The sequence below is a fragment of the Hymenobacter sp. AT01-02 genome, assembly GCF_000961955.2.
In the GTDB taxonomy this organism is placed as follows: Bacteria; Bacteroidota; Bacteroidia; order Cytophagales; family Hymenobacteraceae; genus Hymenobacter; species Hymenobacter mucosus.
Window position 1 is genome coordinate 43,078 of sequence record NZ_JZIR02000007.1, and the last position, 14,852, is coordinate 57,929.

The following is a 14,852-nucleotide window of genomic DNA, read 5'->3' on the forward strand; positions in this document are numbered from 1 at the left end:
CTTGTACTACCCGACCACCGATTCCTCTAGTCGCATAGGTTCAATCCACTTGCCGTCCTCGCGCATGAGGTCGATGAGCTGGTCTACGGCTTGCTCTTCGGGCACGGATTTCTTGATGACTTCCTGGCCGCGGTAGAGAGCAATTTTACCCTTGCCTACGCCCACGTAGCCGTAATCGGCGTCGGCCATTTCGCCGGGACCATTCACGATGCAGCCCATGATGCCAATTTTTACGCCCTTTAGGTGGTCGGTGCGCTTGCGGATCATGGCAGTGGTTTCCTGGAGGTCGAACAAGGTACGGCCGCAGCTGGGGCAGCTGATGTACTCCGTTTTAGACATGCGCGTGCGGGCCGCCTGCAGAATCCCAAAACTGAGTTGGTTGAGCTGGTCTAGGGTCTGGAGCCACTCGGCTTTGCTACGCTCTGGCAGTAGTTCCGTGCTGAGCACTACGCCATCGCCCAGGCCATCCAGGAGCAGACCTCCCACGTCAGTAGCGGCGTAGAGTTGAGTCTGTTCGGGCGTTAGCTCAGGGTACTGGCGGCTGATGATAACGGGGTTGGTGACGCCACTATGAATCAGGCGGAAGAAAGCCCGTCGAATTTCCGGCATGGCGTGGGCATTGTCGGTGCGCAGAATTACAACGGCCGTGGGGTCTTCCCGCAGGTGGTCGAGGGTAGCAGGCGTCAGCGAATCCAGGGTCTGAAACACGAAGTTCAGCTCCGGATGCTTGGCACTGGCCACTGCATATTCGGCGGGCGTAAATGCCGGGTAATGATCGGGGCGCTGGCCGCCATCAACCCAAGCCGAGAAGTCCAGCACCTCTTTCAGGCCGTTGGGCAGCATAAACGGCACCGGGCGCTGGCCCGAATACACGTAGTCGGCGCCCAGGTCATTCATCTGAAACTTGTCGAGGAAGGCTGAATACAGGTGGCCGGCAGCCCGCAGGTCGGCGTACTCCAGTGAGGGCAGGCGCGAGAGGTCTACCAGCACGCGGGGCACATTCTGGCCCCCAAGGTTCAGGACCTCGCGGGTAGCCCGACGGTGGTACTGGAAAGGATCAATCGGCGACAGATTGGCGTCGTTGCTAATCAGATCAGCATTGAATACGTGGGCACCGGAGGCCGCAGCAGCCCCCGCCGTTGCAAAGTCTTCCGTGAGCGGGGCAATGGGCTTGGCATCGGCAGCACGGGTGGTGTAGCGGTCAATGAGCGCTTTGGCAACGGGCGCTTCGGCTTCGGGCGCTTCGGTGAGGCTCACGCGCACGGTATCCCCTAGGCCGTCTTCCAGCAGCGTGCCGATGCCCACGGCCGACTTGATGCGGCCGTCCTCGGCCTCGCCGGCTTCCGTTACGCCCAGGTGTAGCGGGTAGGGCTGCAAGCCTTCCTCGTCAAGCTTCTGCACCAGCAAGCGGTAAGCCTGTACCATTACCTGCGTGTTGGAGGCTTTCATGCTCAGCACCACGTCGTAGTAGTTCTCTTCTTCGCACAGACGCAGAAATTCCAGCGCCGACTCTACCATACCCAAGGGCGTATCGCCGTAGCGCGACAGGATCCGGTCGGACAGGGAGCCGTGGTTGGTGCCGATGCGCATTGCCGTGCCGTACTGCTTGCAGATCTGCACCAGGGGCCGAAAACGCTCCCGGATGCGGTCTACCTCGGCCGCGTAGGTAGCATCGGTGTACTCAATGACGTCGAACTTCTTTTTATCGGCGTAGTTGCCGGGGTTCACGCGCACTTTCTCCACAATGCGGGCGGCTAGTTCCGCGGCGTTGGGCGTGAAGTGAATATCGGCAATGAGAGGCACGTTGCAGCCGCGCTTACGCAGTTCCTTCTTGATTTCCAGCAGGTTTTGCGCCTCCTTCACGCTGGGGGCCGTGATGCGCACATACTCGCAGCCGGCCTCTACCATGCGCAGGGTCTGTTCCACCGAGCCCCGCGTGTCCATGGTATCCACGGTGGTCATGCTCTGCACCCGAATGGGGTTGAGCCCTCCCATGGGCAACTCCCCGATTTTTACTTCCCGGGAGAGGCGGCGTTTGTATTCGGTGAGGCTGGGGCAGTAGATTTTGGAAGTCAGGCTCATACGGCAGGCAGATTATGCGTAGCAGAAACTGCGTAGGGGTTGGTAAAGTTGCTTGTTGGCAAAGGTACGAGGCTTTCTTTGTTGGGCTGCGGAGAAGTAAGCCCCGGCTTGATTTTGCGCCACCCGCTACGCTGGCATCTGGCCCTTAGTAGAGCGAGCAATGGCGTGAAACAGGATACGCGTTATTAGGGGCTACTTCGTTGGGGAAGAAGCCTCAGAGCTGGGCCGCAACTTCCTAGCCTTTACCTTATCTTTATCTCAACTAGCTCACCTTCACATGAACCGACTTACTCTTCTTTTTTCAGCCGCCATTTGTTTCCTGGCCCTACCTAGCCAGGCCCAGCAGGTAGAGGTAATTAAGCTCCCAGATCTGCAAAAGCGCCTGAGTCGCGCCACCGACACCACGTACGTGGTGAACTTCTGGGCCACGTGGTGTGCCCCCTGCGTTAAGGAGCTTCCTTACTTCGACCAACTCACCACTACCTACGCTAAGCAGAAAGTGAAGGTGCTGCTAGTAAGCATGGATTACGCTTCCCAGCTGGATAAGAAAGTAAAACCCTTTGTGCTGAAGCGGGGGCTCAGGTCGGAAGTAGTGTTGCTCAATGAACCCGACCCTAATACGTATCTTAACAAGATAGACGCCAAATGGAGCGGGGCACTGCCCTTCACTATGCTGGTAAACAATGCCAAAAGCAAACGAGCCACTTTTGAAAAGGAATTCACTGCCGAGGAGTTGCAAAAACAATTGCAGGCGTTTTTGTAATACGCGGCTAGGCATAGGCAACGGCACAAGCTGAAATTTTAGCGCCTTTGGATACGCCGCGCACCTACTTTCATGGTTTAGCATTCACCTTTTTTTCCATCATCTCATGAAAAAGATTCTTCCTTTGCTGGCGGCGTATCTGGTGCTGGCACTAAGCAGCTTTATCATGCTCCGCCCCGACGTAGTGGGTTACCAGGTGGGCGATAAAGTAGTTGATTTCAAGCTTAAGAATGTGGATGGCAAGCTGGTGTCGTTGGCCGATAACAAGGCAGCCAAGGGCTACATTGTGATCTTCACTTGCAACACCTGCCCCTACGCCCAAGCTTACGAAAGCCGCATTCTGGCTCTTCACCAAAAGTATGCCCCACAGGGCTACCCGGTAGTTGCCATCAACCCCAACGACCCGGGCGTGGCCCCCGGCGACTCCTTCGCCGAGATGCAGAAACGAGCTAAGGCCAAGCAGTATGGCTTTCCCTACCTGCAAGACGAAACGCAGCAAATTGCGAAGCAGTACGGTGCTACCCGCACGCCCCACCTGTATGTGGTTGCCCGCCAAGGCGCCGACTTTGTGGTGCGCTACATTGGCGCCATCGACGACAATTCGGAAGATGCTACGCTGGTAAAAACCAAGTATCTGGAAAATGCCATGACGGATATTCTGGCGGGCAAGCCAGCAACTGTTAACTCCACCAAAGCCATTGGCTGCTCTATCAAATGGAAGCGGGCCTAGCGGTTTGTTGTTTCTCATAAAAAAAGCCGGCGCAAGGGCCGGCTTTTTTGTGGGACTATAGAACAGAAAGCCTAGGCTCCAGCGCGTGTGAATACACCTTCTAAAGTATCGGTCTTCACGCCGGGGGTCTCGTCCAGGGCGGCGTTGATCATGGCCTGGGCTACTACGCGGCCGTGAATGGGGCGGTATTGCTTTAGGAGAGGCAGCTGAGTGAATATACTACCTAGCACCAGCCCAATTTTTTCGCCCGTGCGCGGCTCCTTGCGGTGGCCGGCCAGCATACCGGGCTGCAGCACGCGGATGCGCCGAAACGGTAGCTTGCGCACGTCACGCTCCAGCTCCCCCTTCATGCGGCTGTAAAAAATAAGCGAATCTGCATCGGCCCCCGCCGATGAAACCAGCACATACGTGTCCACCCCATTCTCGGCGGCGGCCTGTGCGGCCTGGTACTGATAGGTGTAGTCTATCCTGTACTGGGCTTCTTGGCTGCCCGCTTGCTTGAGGGTAGTACCCAATGTGGAAAAGAGCACGTCGCCACTGAGCAAGTGGTTCCACTGCTGAGGCTGGTCAAAGTCGACGATGTGCTCCTCAAGCTTCGGATTTTGGTAGCCCGTAGTTCGGCGGGTAAATACTTTAACGGCTCCGAACCGCTGGTCGAGGAGTAGCTGCCGCAGCAGGTAGTCGCCAACGAGGCCCGTAGCCCCCAAGAGTAAGGCAGTCTTCATGCACAGGTGGTCAGGTAAGAGCAGAACGCCATGCTGCCACAAACGCAGCCGCACGAGCCCCCACGGTACATGGGCAGCTTTTCTTATGTACGAGTCGCTATTTTTTTAGATACCATTGTATTATTTACATATTTCTTGTAAGCCATAAAGATCTATGCCCCCGTTTGCAGCACAATTTTGCCTATGTGGGTACTGCTTTCCAGCAATTGATGCGCCGCCGCCGCATTACCCAGCGGAAACGTTTGAAAGATGACCGGCCGAAATTTACCGGCCGCCAGCAGCGGCCACACGTGCTGCTCAACGGCCCTGGCAAGCGCCGCCTTAAAGTCGGCGGAGCGGGGCCGCAGGGTGCTGCCGGTGATGGTAAGTCGCCGCGCCATTATCTCCAACGCGTTGAAGGCCGCCGGCCCACCTTGCATGGCATTTATGAACACTAGGCGCCCGTCGTCGCGTAGTAGCCGCAAGTTTTTGGCGGTGTAGTCGCCCCCAACCATGTCCAGCACCACGTCTACCCCACCAGCGGCGGCTAGCACTTGCTCAAAATCCTGCTCCCGGTAGTTAATCACCGTATCGGCCCCCAGTCCCTGCACGGCGGCCTGTTTGTCGGGGCTGCCAACGGTGGCCACCACTCGGCTACCCAGGGCATGAGCAAGTTGCACGGCCGTGATGCCAATGCCGCTGCTGCCGCCATGCACTAAAAGCGTTTCGCCGGGTTGCAGAGCCCCGCGCTGAAACACATTGTGCCACACCGTATACACTGTTTCGGGTAGCGAAGCCGCCTCCGTCATGGTCCAGCCCGTCGGCACGGGCAAGCAATGGCGCGCATCCACAACTGCATACTCAGCATATCCACCCGACGCCAGCAGGGCACACACGGCATCACCGGGCTGCCAGCGCGTTACATCTGCCCCGCATTGCGTAACAATGCCGGCTACCTCTAAACCCGGTACTGTACCCGTTACGTCGCCACTTCCCCGGTATTTGCCCTGGCGGAGCAGCACGTCGGGGCGGTTTACGCCAGCGGCGTGTACTTGTAATAGCACTTCATGGGCGGCAGGCTCAGGCACGGGTTGGGTGCCAAGTTCCAGCACATCGGGGCCACCAGGCTGGCGGATAAGAATACTATGCATCTGCAAAAGGAAAGGTGGGTAAAGTGACTTGCTAGCCACGAATCTAGTTCACCTAGTACGTAGGCAGCCGCGGTATAGCCTACCTGCTTTAGCCATCCTAGGTAAGGAAACCGGGGCTAATGTATCCGCAGGCTCAGTTTTGCGTTCCATGAGGTACCATGAAGAAGATTTCCCTCCTGCCCCACTTTTTGCGCACTGCTGGACATCTAACCGGCTTGGCGGCCTGGCAAACTGGCCGTTTGTTTCAGAAGGCTGCCCGCTCGGCCCTCGATGCCGTGCAGGAAGTGTTACGGGCGGAAGTGCAAAAGGGAAATCTGCAACTGGTGCGCGACTTTCTTGCCGATAAGGCCCTGCCCGCTGCCCGTGCGTTGCTGTTAGAACGGATGACGGCCCGTTTGCTGGTGCGCCTGGGGCTTCGTGGAGTTTTAGCTTCTAACGTAGTAGGCTGGATCCTGCCAGTTGTGCTCGAGCAATTGCTGAAAGTAGTGCGTAAGACAGGCGCCCTCGACAGGCTGCGCGAACATGCGACAGTTCAGGAAGCCCTTCTGCGCCTCGACGAGCTTAAGCAGGCAACCTGGAAACGTATTGCCCCCGACCACGGTACCGGCGCGGAAGTACTCCCCGACGAAACCGAATTGCCGCGGCAACTGCCGGCGTAAAAAACGGCCAAAAACACGCATACTGGCTATAAAATTCCCCGTTTAGCCATTTGCGCACTTTATCTTTTTTTCTGCTAAAACTGGCAATCCAGCCTGGAAACCGACTTCGTAGGTGGCCTCACATGAGACCAACCTACCTGTTGCCGCCCGGAAGCACCCCCCACTTCCCGCCGGCCCGGGCAGCCCTCCGCGACTTGTATCGGGCCGCTCGCCACATCCGCTACGCCGACCCGTACGCTGCCTCCCGGCTAGCCCGCATTGCCGACCAGGCGGAGTACTTCTTGCAGGAATGGCCCGACACCTGTTGGCCCGACAGTATCACGCTTGAGCATCCCCTGCCTTCCCGCCACGTTCTACTATCCTGGGTAGCCACGGCCAAACGGGAAGCTGCGCAGCCCTACGTGCCTGCTTCTCACCCGTGGTCTTACACCCGGTGGCAGCAGGTGACAACTATTTTGCTCTCCGCTTTAGTGCCTTTCGCCTGAACAGTTGAAGTTAAAAAATGAGGTAAGTAGCTCACGAAGAGCTTTGCTGCGCAACGGTAGCGAAGCTTTTTGTGAACTACCGCGCTTCTAACGCATCCTAAGCTCGTCTGCATCCGTTAGCACAATTTTTAGCCTATGTACCGTACCTCTCCTCCCTGCTTGCGCGCTGCTTGGCAGCTCTGCGCGCTACTATCTTTTCTGCCCAAGAGTTCTTTTCTCACCCTCTTACCCAGTAATACTATTTCCTGATTGCTACTCAAAGCGGCGTTGACGAAGGTACAAACACAGAATACCGTGCCCCTACTGCTTCAGCGTTCCGTTGCGTCACTTCGCGACATGCCAGCTTCTACCCTCAGTTCCGCACACAGCCGCAGCGTAGTGCTGCGGGGCCTACTAAGCCAAACCCGAGCCCTTTCTCCTTCCACTCCTTACGCCACGGCCCGCCTAGCCCGGCTTACCGATCAGAGTGAGTATTTTCTCCTGCAATGGCCGCACGACGAATGGCCTCATATCAACCGAACGGGCGACTCTGTGCCAAGCAAGCCATTGGTTATCAATCAGATTTCTCGCGTTACCACGCTACTTTCTCCCGTTGCTTCCCCTACGCCCGTGCTTGCGCCCGCTACGTGGCTTTTAGCGCAAGAGTCGCTGATTAAAATACTGTGCACTGTTCTGTAGCACTCACGGAATGAGGAGTTGAATAGACAGCTTGGCTATGCACGCAGCATTTGCTGCTTGGCAGACCTTACAAGAATAATTTGCTTCCCCTGGGTGTGCAGAGGCCACCTAAGAACAGTCCTCTCTTCTACCATTGCCGCGTAACCACACTAGCTCTTTACTAGCGCAACGTAGTATGGGCTTTTCAAAGATATCTTACCCAACGTACTGGTTGCCACAGGTGCTCCACAGGCCAAAAAGATTTCCTTAGAATGAAGGCTATTAGAGCCGCGCATAGTGCAAGTCCAGCGCTATGCTACTAGCATTATTCCGTGTAGTATTGCCGCAACCTGCTAGTGCTTTGGGCTCTTGATTAAGAGGCCAAAGCACTAGCAATTGATTCATTATTAGCAAGTTTACGTATCTGTTTCAGATAGTTTACGTACCAAGCAACTTCATTTTCTGCTTACAGAAGCCTGCACCTAGGCCTCTCAAACGCACTAGTGCCCTTATTCATGCGTTCCGCTCTCTCTTTCCCCTACCTAAACGTTTACATTCACGAGGTACCCTCACCTACCCTCGAAACTCACTGGCTTGGATTCGCCAACAGTACGGACTTCCGCGCCTCCCTTACCCAGGCGTTGCAACTAGGCCGTCAGCTTCAAGTTAAGGGGTGGATTGCCGACGACCGTCTGTTGGGGGCGGTCCGTCCCCGAGATTTGCAATGGACTCACGAGAAGATATTGCTCCCCTTAGACACTATTGGTTTACAGCGCTTTGCCTTGTTAGAGTCTAGCGATACTCTTAACCGCCTAACTATTGCGTCAATGTATCATCAGGCATCTCCTGATGTACGCTTTGAAATTCAGCGCTTCGACCAGATTAGCAGAGCGCGCGCCTGGGCTAGCGGCTTGGTTTAGAACAGCCGTCTAACGCTGCGTTCCAGCGTAGGTGGATGTGATTTCGTTGCCCCTGGTCTTTGTCTCAAGTGCTTTCGTAGGTAGTCAGGCTGTTGCGCCGGAAGTTGAGTACTATCTATTGGACATAGTATACTCGAGCAAAGGACCATCACAGGGTTGCGACGAGCTCGTCAGCGTCTTGTTTTCCGCTTGGAAGATCAGCGTCTCTTTTGGCTCAGCGGTACAATTATTAATGAGGTTGTTATCCGCCGGGTAAGTGAGCGTTAGATGGGGCCCGTCCGTGTAGCTACGTGCGGAAAATGTACCGCTGACCTCTATCACCTGACCACCTTGTTGTCGGGTTCTAGTAAAGGTACTGTCTGCCTGGAAAACATACGTTTCTTGAAAAGGAAGATCAGAGCCTGTTTTAACAAAAACTGGAAAATTCCCCGTCATTTTAGCTAGCTGCCACGTTTGGGGATAGACGTTAAGGTTAGCATCTGGTATTTCTTCTTTCTGGCAAGAAAGAAATGTAACCAGTAATAAGGAGGAGGCAAGTAGGTGCTTCATCACGGGTGGAATTTAGTAACGCAGATAGTAGATCCTCAAGCGAACAAAAGGGTTGCATTGGCTTACAAAACCACGATCTGCACGACTTTCCCTACAAAATGATGTTCTTCTTGGGGTTCTTTTTCGGATACGCTGTACCTATCACTTGACTCTATGTGGCTGCGAAAAGGCATAGCTCCAGTATTCTTGATAGAAGCTAGATATTGGTCACGTACATCGGAGGCTATACTTAGCCGCATTTATACGTGTTACCATTTCTTAAAAGCGTAAGCAGCACCATGCCCCTCCGTGCTGCTCTTGCCAAATCCGAAGAGAATACACTTGTTCCTGTGTGTGCTGCCTGTGCATTTCTGTGATACAGCTAGTCGTCTACTCGTGTGAATTAACAGGTGCTTAATTAAGCAAAGAATCATACCCATAAGGGGAATATAAATAGAAAGCATAGCGTATTAACCATTTGTTGATATATTTGCATCAAACATCTAGTAAACCATTTGGATTATGGCAGTTGAAGAAACAGTTGGGCAACGCTTCACTCAGCTTATTTCATATTTGGGTATATCTAAAAATGCCTTTGCTGCTTCATTAGATAAAACCGCCACGGTAATCCAACATCTTGTAGATGAGCGGAATAAACCTGGTTTTGACCTTTTGTGCAAAGTCTTTGAAGTATATCCAAATGTATCTAAAGACTGGCTTCTACAAGGAACAGGCCCCATGCTTTATGCTACACCTAGCTCTACTCCCGTTGCCCCGATGACAGCCCCCACGGAAGTGCCGGTGGAAGCTGTTGAGGAAAAAAAGCCAGATGTATCGCCCTCCAAAATAGAGGAAACCCCAATCAGCAGCCAACCTTTACCAACACCCCAACCTGCAGCGCCAAATCCTGTTAGCTCCGAGCCGGTTACTCCTCCCGTACCAACCCCACCCATTGCTGCCGAAATACCAGCAATGGCTCCAGCCACAGCATCTGCGGCTACCGCATCAGACACTAGCTGGCAAACGGCACTCTATACTCAGCAAATGGCCCATCAATTAGCCCTAGCTGAGCTACGGAACCAGCATTTGCAGGAACAACAACGGCTTATGCAACAAATGATGGACCTGATGCAACGCCAGCTAGCCCGTTAGAATGAAGTGCAATAGAACCTGTTTCAAACAAAAGCCCTTGCTACACTGCGTAGTAAGGGCTTTTGTTTGAAACTGACTTGGTAGGACTTGGCTAGTGGTGAAACACTTCAATGCCAACCTCTTCCGCCTCCATAAGAGTATGAGGGTTTAGACTAATGAGCCGCAAACGCTTCGTATCGCCCACCAGCAGCGGATCATATTTGGCCGTTACGCGGATGTAGTTGGGTGTGAAGCCTTCCATCTGCCATTGGTTACGTCATCCTCAAAGAGAACTTGCGTTTCCATACCCACGTGCTGCTCGTAGAAGTAGCGTTTTTTCTTTTCCGATAAGCTACGCAATTGTGTGGTCCGCTCGTGGCGCACCCGGTCTTGCACCCGGCCGGGTAGCGAAGGGGCCAACGTATTCTCCCGCTCAGAGTATGGAAAGACGTGCAGGTAACTTACATCCAAATCGTTTAGGAACTGGTAGGTTTCCTGAAACTCAGCCTCCGTTTCCCCAGGGAATCCCACAATCACATCAACGCCGATGCAGGCATGTGGCATCACTTCCTTGATAAGCGCTACGCGCTCCTGGTACAATTCCCGGCGGTAGCGGCGGCGCATCAGGCCCAGAATCTTGTTGGACCCCGACTGCAACGGAATGTGGAAGTGGGGCATGAATCGTTTGGAGCGAGCCACGAACCGAATAATCTCATCGGAAAGCAAATTGGGTTCGCACGAGCTAATGCGGAACCGCTCAATGCCATCTACCTCATCAAGGGCCCGAACCAAATCGTAGAAGTTCTCTTTCCGCTCCCGTTCGGGGCCCTGCAAGCCGAAGTCACCCAGGTTTACCCCCGTCAGGACAATTTCCTTTACGCCCGTTGTGGCCAATTCCTGCACGCGCTCTACTACGCTTTGCACTGAGTTAGAACGGCTTTTTCCGCGGGCAAGCGGAATGGTGCAAAACGAGCAGGAATAGTCGCATCCGTCCTGAACCTTCAGGAAGGTACGCGTCCGGTCTCCGTAGCTGTGAGCCGCGTGGAATTCTGTGGCCTCCGATATGGGGGAGGCAAACACGTGGCCCGGCTGTCCGGCGGCGGGCTTCTGAAATCCTGCTAACGTTTCTACCAGCTGAAACTTCTCGGCCGCACCTAGGACGGCGTGCACGCCCGGAATCTCGGCAATTTCCTGAGGCTTAAGCTGGGCATAGCAGCCTACAATAGCAACGAAAGCCTCGGGGTTATGCTTCAAGGCTTCCTTCACTACCTTACGGCACTTGCGGTCAGCATGGTCCGTGACGGAGCAGGTGTTAATGACGTAAATATCGGCTGCATCCTCAAAAGAGGTTTTCACGAAGCCGTGCTCCTCAAACTGCCGACCAATGGCCGACGTTTCGGAGAAGTTGAGCTTGCAGCCCAGCGTGTAAAAGGCAACTTTTCTGGTATCCATAAACAAGACCGCAAAGATACAACGATCAGACGCGAAGTTGTAGGTGCTACCAAGCGGCTTTGCTAGAGAAGTGCCAAGTAGCAGGCTGTGCGCCAAAACGGACGGCTATAACCCAAGAACAAGGCGTATAGTTTAGTGCCAGTATCTACTTCCCTTGCTTGTTTTTCTAATGCCTAACTCCTTGCACTCCGTTCTACAACTTGTACCTGCCACGTTCAATCAAGCCCAGGAACTCGCCATTATGCAGCCGTTGCCCTCGGAAAAGCTACCCGCCTTAGATCCGTTTCTGCTGCTTCATCATATCGGGCCCAAGGTATTCCCGCCCGACAACGGCGGGTTGCCATTTGGGCCGCATCCGCACCGGGGCTTTGAAACCGTAACGCTTGTGCTAGCCGGTGAAGTAGAACACCAAGATAGTCGTGGCAACCGAGGAATAGTAGGCGCTGGCGGTGTTCAGTGGATGACTGCCGCCCGTGGCATTATTCACGCCGAAAATACTACCCCAAGATTCCGGCGCAATGGGGGTACGTTGGAGCTAGTGCAGCTTTGGCTAAACCTACCCGCTGCCCGGAAGATGGAGCAGCCTCGATACCATAACGTGCCCGCCAACGCACTCCCTACCAAAGAGCTGGATGCTGGGCAAGGGCTGCTAACAGTGATAGCAGGGCCGTGGGAGGAGTTGCGCGGGCCAGTACACTCCCTATTGCCCCAGTTGCGGCTAGGGCTGATTCGGCTGGCGGCGCTGGGCGCGTATACGCCGAAGTGCCGGCTGGTCATACCATTCTGCTCTATATCATACGTGGGGAAGTAAGCGTGAACGGCGTATCAGCGCTTGCCCAAACGCTAGTGAACCTTAGCCCCGATGGCAACACTATTCAGCTACGCGCTACTGCTGAGAGCTTGGTGCTGCTGGCTAGTGCACCGCCCCTGCACGAGCCTGTGGTGCAACAAGGGCCCTACGTGATGAACACGACGTCTCAGATTATGGAAGCCATGCGCGATTACCAAATGGGACGTATGGGCGTGTTCATTGCTGAATAGCCTCAGCCTAATAGCTGCCAGGCGTTTCTGAACAAGCTGCATAAGCGCAGCCAAGCTAATCCGTTGCAACTCGGCAGCCGTAAGAAACGACTGCCAGGGCGCGGCGCTGGTAGCCCGGTAAAACACGGCAGGTAGCGCGTGTGCCAACAAAGATGGGTGCTGTTGCGCTAATTCATTGCGATGGAGAAAGGTAGCACTGACGGGTAGGCTTTGTAGAAACTCTCGCCACTCTGGCCGCATGCGCGCTGCGCCGTATGTGACGGCGCACAGGGAACACGCGTAAGTAGATGGAGATAGAGTCTTGTGTAAGGTATCTAGTAGGCCATTGAGTGCCCCCGCATTGGCGTTGTACACAAACAAAAGTTCTGGAAGGGAAGCCGCCATGCTTTATTTGGAAAGAAAGTCGCCGAATGACTTCTGCTCATAGGCCTGGCCTAGCTGCAACTGGGTAGCCGGTACGTGCGCAGGCCGCTCAATCACTTGACGCGCTACGTTGTCGTAGGTTACGCAGCCGGTTGGGCTCACCATTCCGAAGCCATCGGTGAAGCAGTAGAATGCGAAACCACCTGGGGCCGCCGCAGGGGCGGGACTTAGCAAGTCCCGGCTCCAGGTAAAGTTGGTGGCAGGTAGCTGGAGCTGGTGTAGCAAGGTAGCCGCTACGTCGGTTTGGCTGCCGATGGTTTCTATGGAGCGCCCTGCTGCGTCAGGACGCAGCGCCCCACCCGTCAGCAACAACGGAATCTGAAATTTCTCCGGAGCGTGGGGTGGCGTATCATTGGGCTGGGCATGCCCGTGGTCGGCCACCAGTACTACTAAGGTAGTGGCCCACCATGCTGCTGCTGCGCACGCGCCAGAAATTGCCCTAGTACGTGGTCCGTATAATATATAGAGTTGCGAAACTGAGCAGCTTCGTCGGTCCCCAGGTAGCGGGGAGGCATAGGCACATCGAAGGGTTCGTGGCTGCTAAGGGTAAACGCCGTCACAAAGAATGGCTGACGTTGCTGAGGCAGTTCGCGCAGCATTCGGGCCAGTAGCACGTGGTCGTGGGCACCCCATTTGGAGTTTTGCTCCTGCCTGGCAAAATCAGAGCGTTCCGTAAATCGTTCGTACCCTGCCGTTACGAGGTAGCTTTTCATATTGGCAAACGCCAATTCTCCCCCATGGTAGTAGGCTGAACTATAGCCCGCAGCTTTGAGTGATTGACACAAATGAGGCAGCCGCTCCGTTTTGCGAGGATACTTAATAATACTGGTGGCGGGCTGGTTCGGGTAGCCCGACAACAAGGCCACCAGCCCTTTTTGGCTTCGGTCGCCGGCAGCATATAGGTGGCGAAAGCTCACGCCCGTGCGGGCCAGACTATCGAGCGTCGGCGTCACGCCTTGCTCGCCGCCCAGGTGGCCTACTAGCTTACCCGTAAAGCTTTCAAGGATGATAAACAACACATTGGGCCGCGGCGTACGCAACAAGCTAACAGAATCACTACGGGTAGCAGCAGGAGTATACAGCGCCTGTACTACCCGCGTAGCCGTTGTGTCAGGCAAGAACTGGTAAGGATTAGGGCCGGCATTTTGCAGGAATAACGAGTTGACAACGTTCCAAGCAACGTTGACAGCAGCATGATTCGCAAAGGGCCGGTTTGAGAAGTACACGTCGCTCTGGTTGACGGGAATCTGCTGCACCCCACCTCGCAGAGGAAGCACTAATAAGGCCATGTAGAGCACGCCTGCCAATGCAGCCCGGCCGCGTCCAAACCCAGCAGGTAGCACCGGTATCCTACCTACTACCTTCGTGTACAGCACCCATCCTACAACCAGCAGCCCCACCAGGAGCAGAAGCAACAGTGCGACTGGAGCACTACCAGCCGACGCTGCCATTTCTCCTGGCGTATTCAAGTATTGTAAGGGCGTAGCATCAAGCCGGAAGCCCCAAGCCCGGTACAATTCCAGGTCGGCTACGGTCAGCACAGTTACTACAATGGCCGCCACAGCCGTAAAGAAACGGATGAGGCGCTCTAGCGGAAACCGAGGGCCTGCTAAGCTGCCAACAATAAATAGTCCGAAAGGAATAGCACTCAGGTAAGCAGTAGCCGACGCATCAAGCCGGAGCCCATAGCCGAAGATGCTCGCCACAACTTCTGGCAGTAAGCCCTTGGTTTGCGTGCTATGGTAAAGCAGAAACAGGGCCTTGGTAAGGACGAAGTAGATCAGCCAGAATAGAAAGTAGCGCGGCTGAAACGCAAAGCGGTTTCTCACAGCAGCAAAAGTAACGGAACCAACTCCGTAGTTGCTTACGCCCTACGCGCCGATACCTGAAGCAGCACAAAACAGTTACTATATTGCCGACGGCTACCAGTACGACAAGACGCTATGATTCTCTAGCCACCAGCAACAGCGGCAGATAGATGCTACATTTAGCTGTGCAAGATAAAATAGATAGAATATTACGGCAATAGCCTTCTAAAAACAGGGGGTAGCAGTGAAAAAGCCACAGTTTGTCGAAAAGCATGGGTAAAAATTAAAGGCCAGTTTGGAAAATTACGAGTAGCACCT

Annotated in this window: 15 protein-coding genes and 1 pseudogene; 9 read left to right on the forward strand and 7 right to left on the reverse strand. The window is 54.7% G+C overall.

Translation table 11 applies throughout. The features are described 5' to 3' along the window. Positions 1–6 precede the first annotated feature (6 nt). Positions 7–2,082 (reverse strand): (E)-4-hydroxy-3-methylbut-2-enyl-diphosphate synthase, encoded by a 2,076-nt coding sequence (gene ispG / locus VI25_RS02845; RefSeq protein WP_055562247.1) that lies wholly within the window; start codon positions 2,080–2,082, stop codon positions 7–9. 277 nt (positions 2,083–2,359) lie between these two features. Here ispG and VI25_RS02850 point away from each other — a divergent pair, with 277 nt between their 5' ends. Continuing rightward, positions 2,360–2,845: a TlpA disulfide reductase family protein gene (locus VI25_RS02850; protein WP_045689475.1), complete on the forward strand. Its 486-nt coding sequence runs from the start codon at positions 2,360–2,362 to the stop codon at positions 2,843–2,845. A 106-nt stretch (positions 2,846–2,951) separates the two neighbouring features. Then, on the forward strand, positions 2,952–3,575 hold the full coding sequence (locus tag VI25_RS02855; protein ID WP_045689474.1) for a thioredoxin family protein: 624 nt from the start codon (positions 2,952–2,954) through the stop codon (positions 3,573–3,575). Positions 3,576–3,646: 71 nt separating this feature from the next. Here VI25_RS02855 and VI25_RS02860 read toward each other — a convergent pair whose 3' ends face one another. After that, positions 3,647–4,300: an NAD(P)H-binding protein gene (locus tag VI25_RS02860; RefSeq protein WP_045689473.1), complete on the reverse strand. Its 654-nt coding sequence runs from the start codon at positions 4,298–4,300 to the stop codon at positions 3,647–3,649. A gap of 152 nt (positions 4,301–4,452) precedes the next feature. Further along, positions 4,453–5,430, reverse strand: a complete 978-nt coding sequence (locus tag VI25_RS02865; protein WP_045689472.1) for an NAD(P)H-quinone oxidoreductase — start codon at positions 5,428–5,430, stop codon at positions 4,453–4,455. Positions 5,431–5,588: 158 nt separating this feature from the next. Between VI25_RS02865 and VI25_RS02870 the strand changes: the two genes are divergently transcribed. The 4 genes from VI25_RS02870 (at position 5,589) to VI25_RS02885 (ending at position 8,151) form a co-directional block, all read left to right on the forward strand. Next, positions 5,589–6,089, forward strand: a complete 501-nt coding sequence (locus VI25_RS02870; RefSeq protein WP_045689471.1) for a hypothetical protein — start codon at positions 5,589–5,591, stop codon at positions 6,087–6,089. A 122-nt stretch (positions 6,090–6,211) separates the two neighbouring features. Beyond that, a complete protein-coding gene (locus tag VI25_RS02875; RefSeq protein ID WP_055562248.1) occupies positions 6,212–6,574 on the forward strand; it encodes a hypothetical protein in 363 nt (120 codons plus the stop codon). Between the two features lie 336 nt (positions 6,575–6,910). Next, positions 6,911–7,252: a hypothetical protein gene (locus tag VI25_RS02880; RefSeq protein WP_143436942.1), complete on the forward strand. Its 342-nt coding sequence runs from the start codon at positions 6,911–6,913 to the stop codon at positions 7,250–7,252. Between the two features lie 494 nt (positions 7,253–7,746). Continuing rightward, on the forward strand, positions 7,747–8,151 hold the full coding sequence (locus VI25_RS02885; protein WP_045689468.1) for a hypothetical protein: 405 nt from the start codon (positions 7,747–7,749) through the stop codon (positions 8,149–8,151). Between the two features lie 111 nt (positions 8,152–8,262). Here VI25_RS02885 and VI25_RS02890 read toward each other — a convergent pair whose 3' ends face one another. Beyond that, the gene (locus VI25_RS02890) at positions 8,263–8,700 is read right to left on the reverse strand and encodes a hypothetical protein (protein ID WP_045689467.1); all 438 of its coding nucleotides are present in this window, start codon (positions 8,698–8,700) and stop codon (positions 8,263–8,265) included. Positions 8,701–9,201: 501 nt separating this feature from the next. On the opposite strand from VI25_RS02890, the gene VI25_RS24580 reads away from it, so the two are divergent. Next, entirely contained in the window at positions 9,202–9,831 is a 630-nt protein-coding gene (locus VI25_RS24580) for a hypothetical protein (RefSeq protein ID WP_152981468.1), read from the forward strand. A 91-nt stretch (positions 9,832–9,922) separates the two neighbouring features. Here the strand turns inward: VI25_RS24580 and mtaB are convergent. After that, positions 9,923–11,262 (reverse strand): annotated as a pseudogene (gene mtaB, locus VI25_RS02900) (tRNA (N(6)-L-threonylcarbamoyladenosine(37)-C(2))-methylthiotransferase MtaB). 169 nt (positions 11,263–11,431) lie between these two features. On the opposite strand from mtaB, the gene VI25_RS02905 reads away from it, so the two are divergent. Together VI25_RS02905 and VI25_RS23860 are read left to right on the forward strand one after the other, a co-directional pair. Further along, positions 11,432–12,073: a pirin family protein gene (locus tag VI25_RS02905; RefSeq protein WP_052695370.1), complete on the forward strand. Its 642-nt coding sequence runs from the start codon at positions 11,432–11,434 to the stop codon at positions 12,071–12,073. Beyond that, positions 12,025–12,303: a pirin-like C-terminal cupin domain-containing protein gene (locus VI25_RS23860; RefSeq protein ID WP_161806861.1), complete on the forward strand. Its 279-nt coding sequence runs from the start codon at positions 12,025–12,027 to the stop codon at positions 12,301–12,303. Before VI25_RS02905 ends, VI25_RS23860 begins: the two co-directional genes overlap by 49 nt. Positions 12,304–12,690: 387 nt before the next feature. Here the strand turns inward: VI25_RS23860 and VI25_RS23865 are convergent, their stop codons facing one another. Then, positions 12,691–13,107, reverse strand: a complete 417-nt coding sequence (locus VI25_RS23865; RefSeq protein ID WP_055562251.1) for a hypothetical protein — start codon at positions 13,105–13,107, stop codon at positions 12,691–12,693. A gap of 8 nt (positions 13,108–13,115) precedes the next feature. After that, positions 13,116–14,555: an LTA synthase family protein gene (locus VI25_RS02920; protein ID WP_055562252.1), complete on the reverse strand. Its 1,440-nt coding sequence runs from the start codon at positions 14,553–14,555 to the stop codon at positions 13,116–13,118. Between the last annotated feature and the right edge of the window lie 297 nt (positions 14,556–14,852).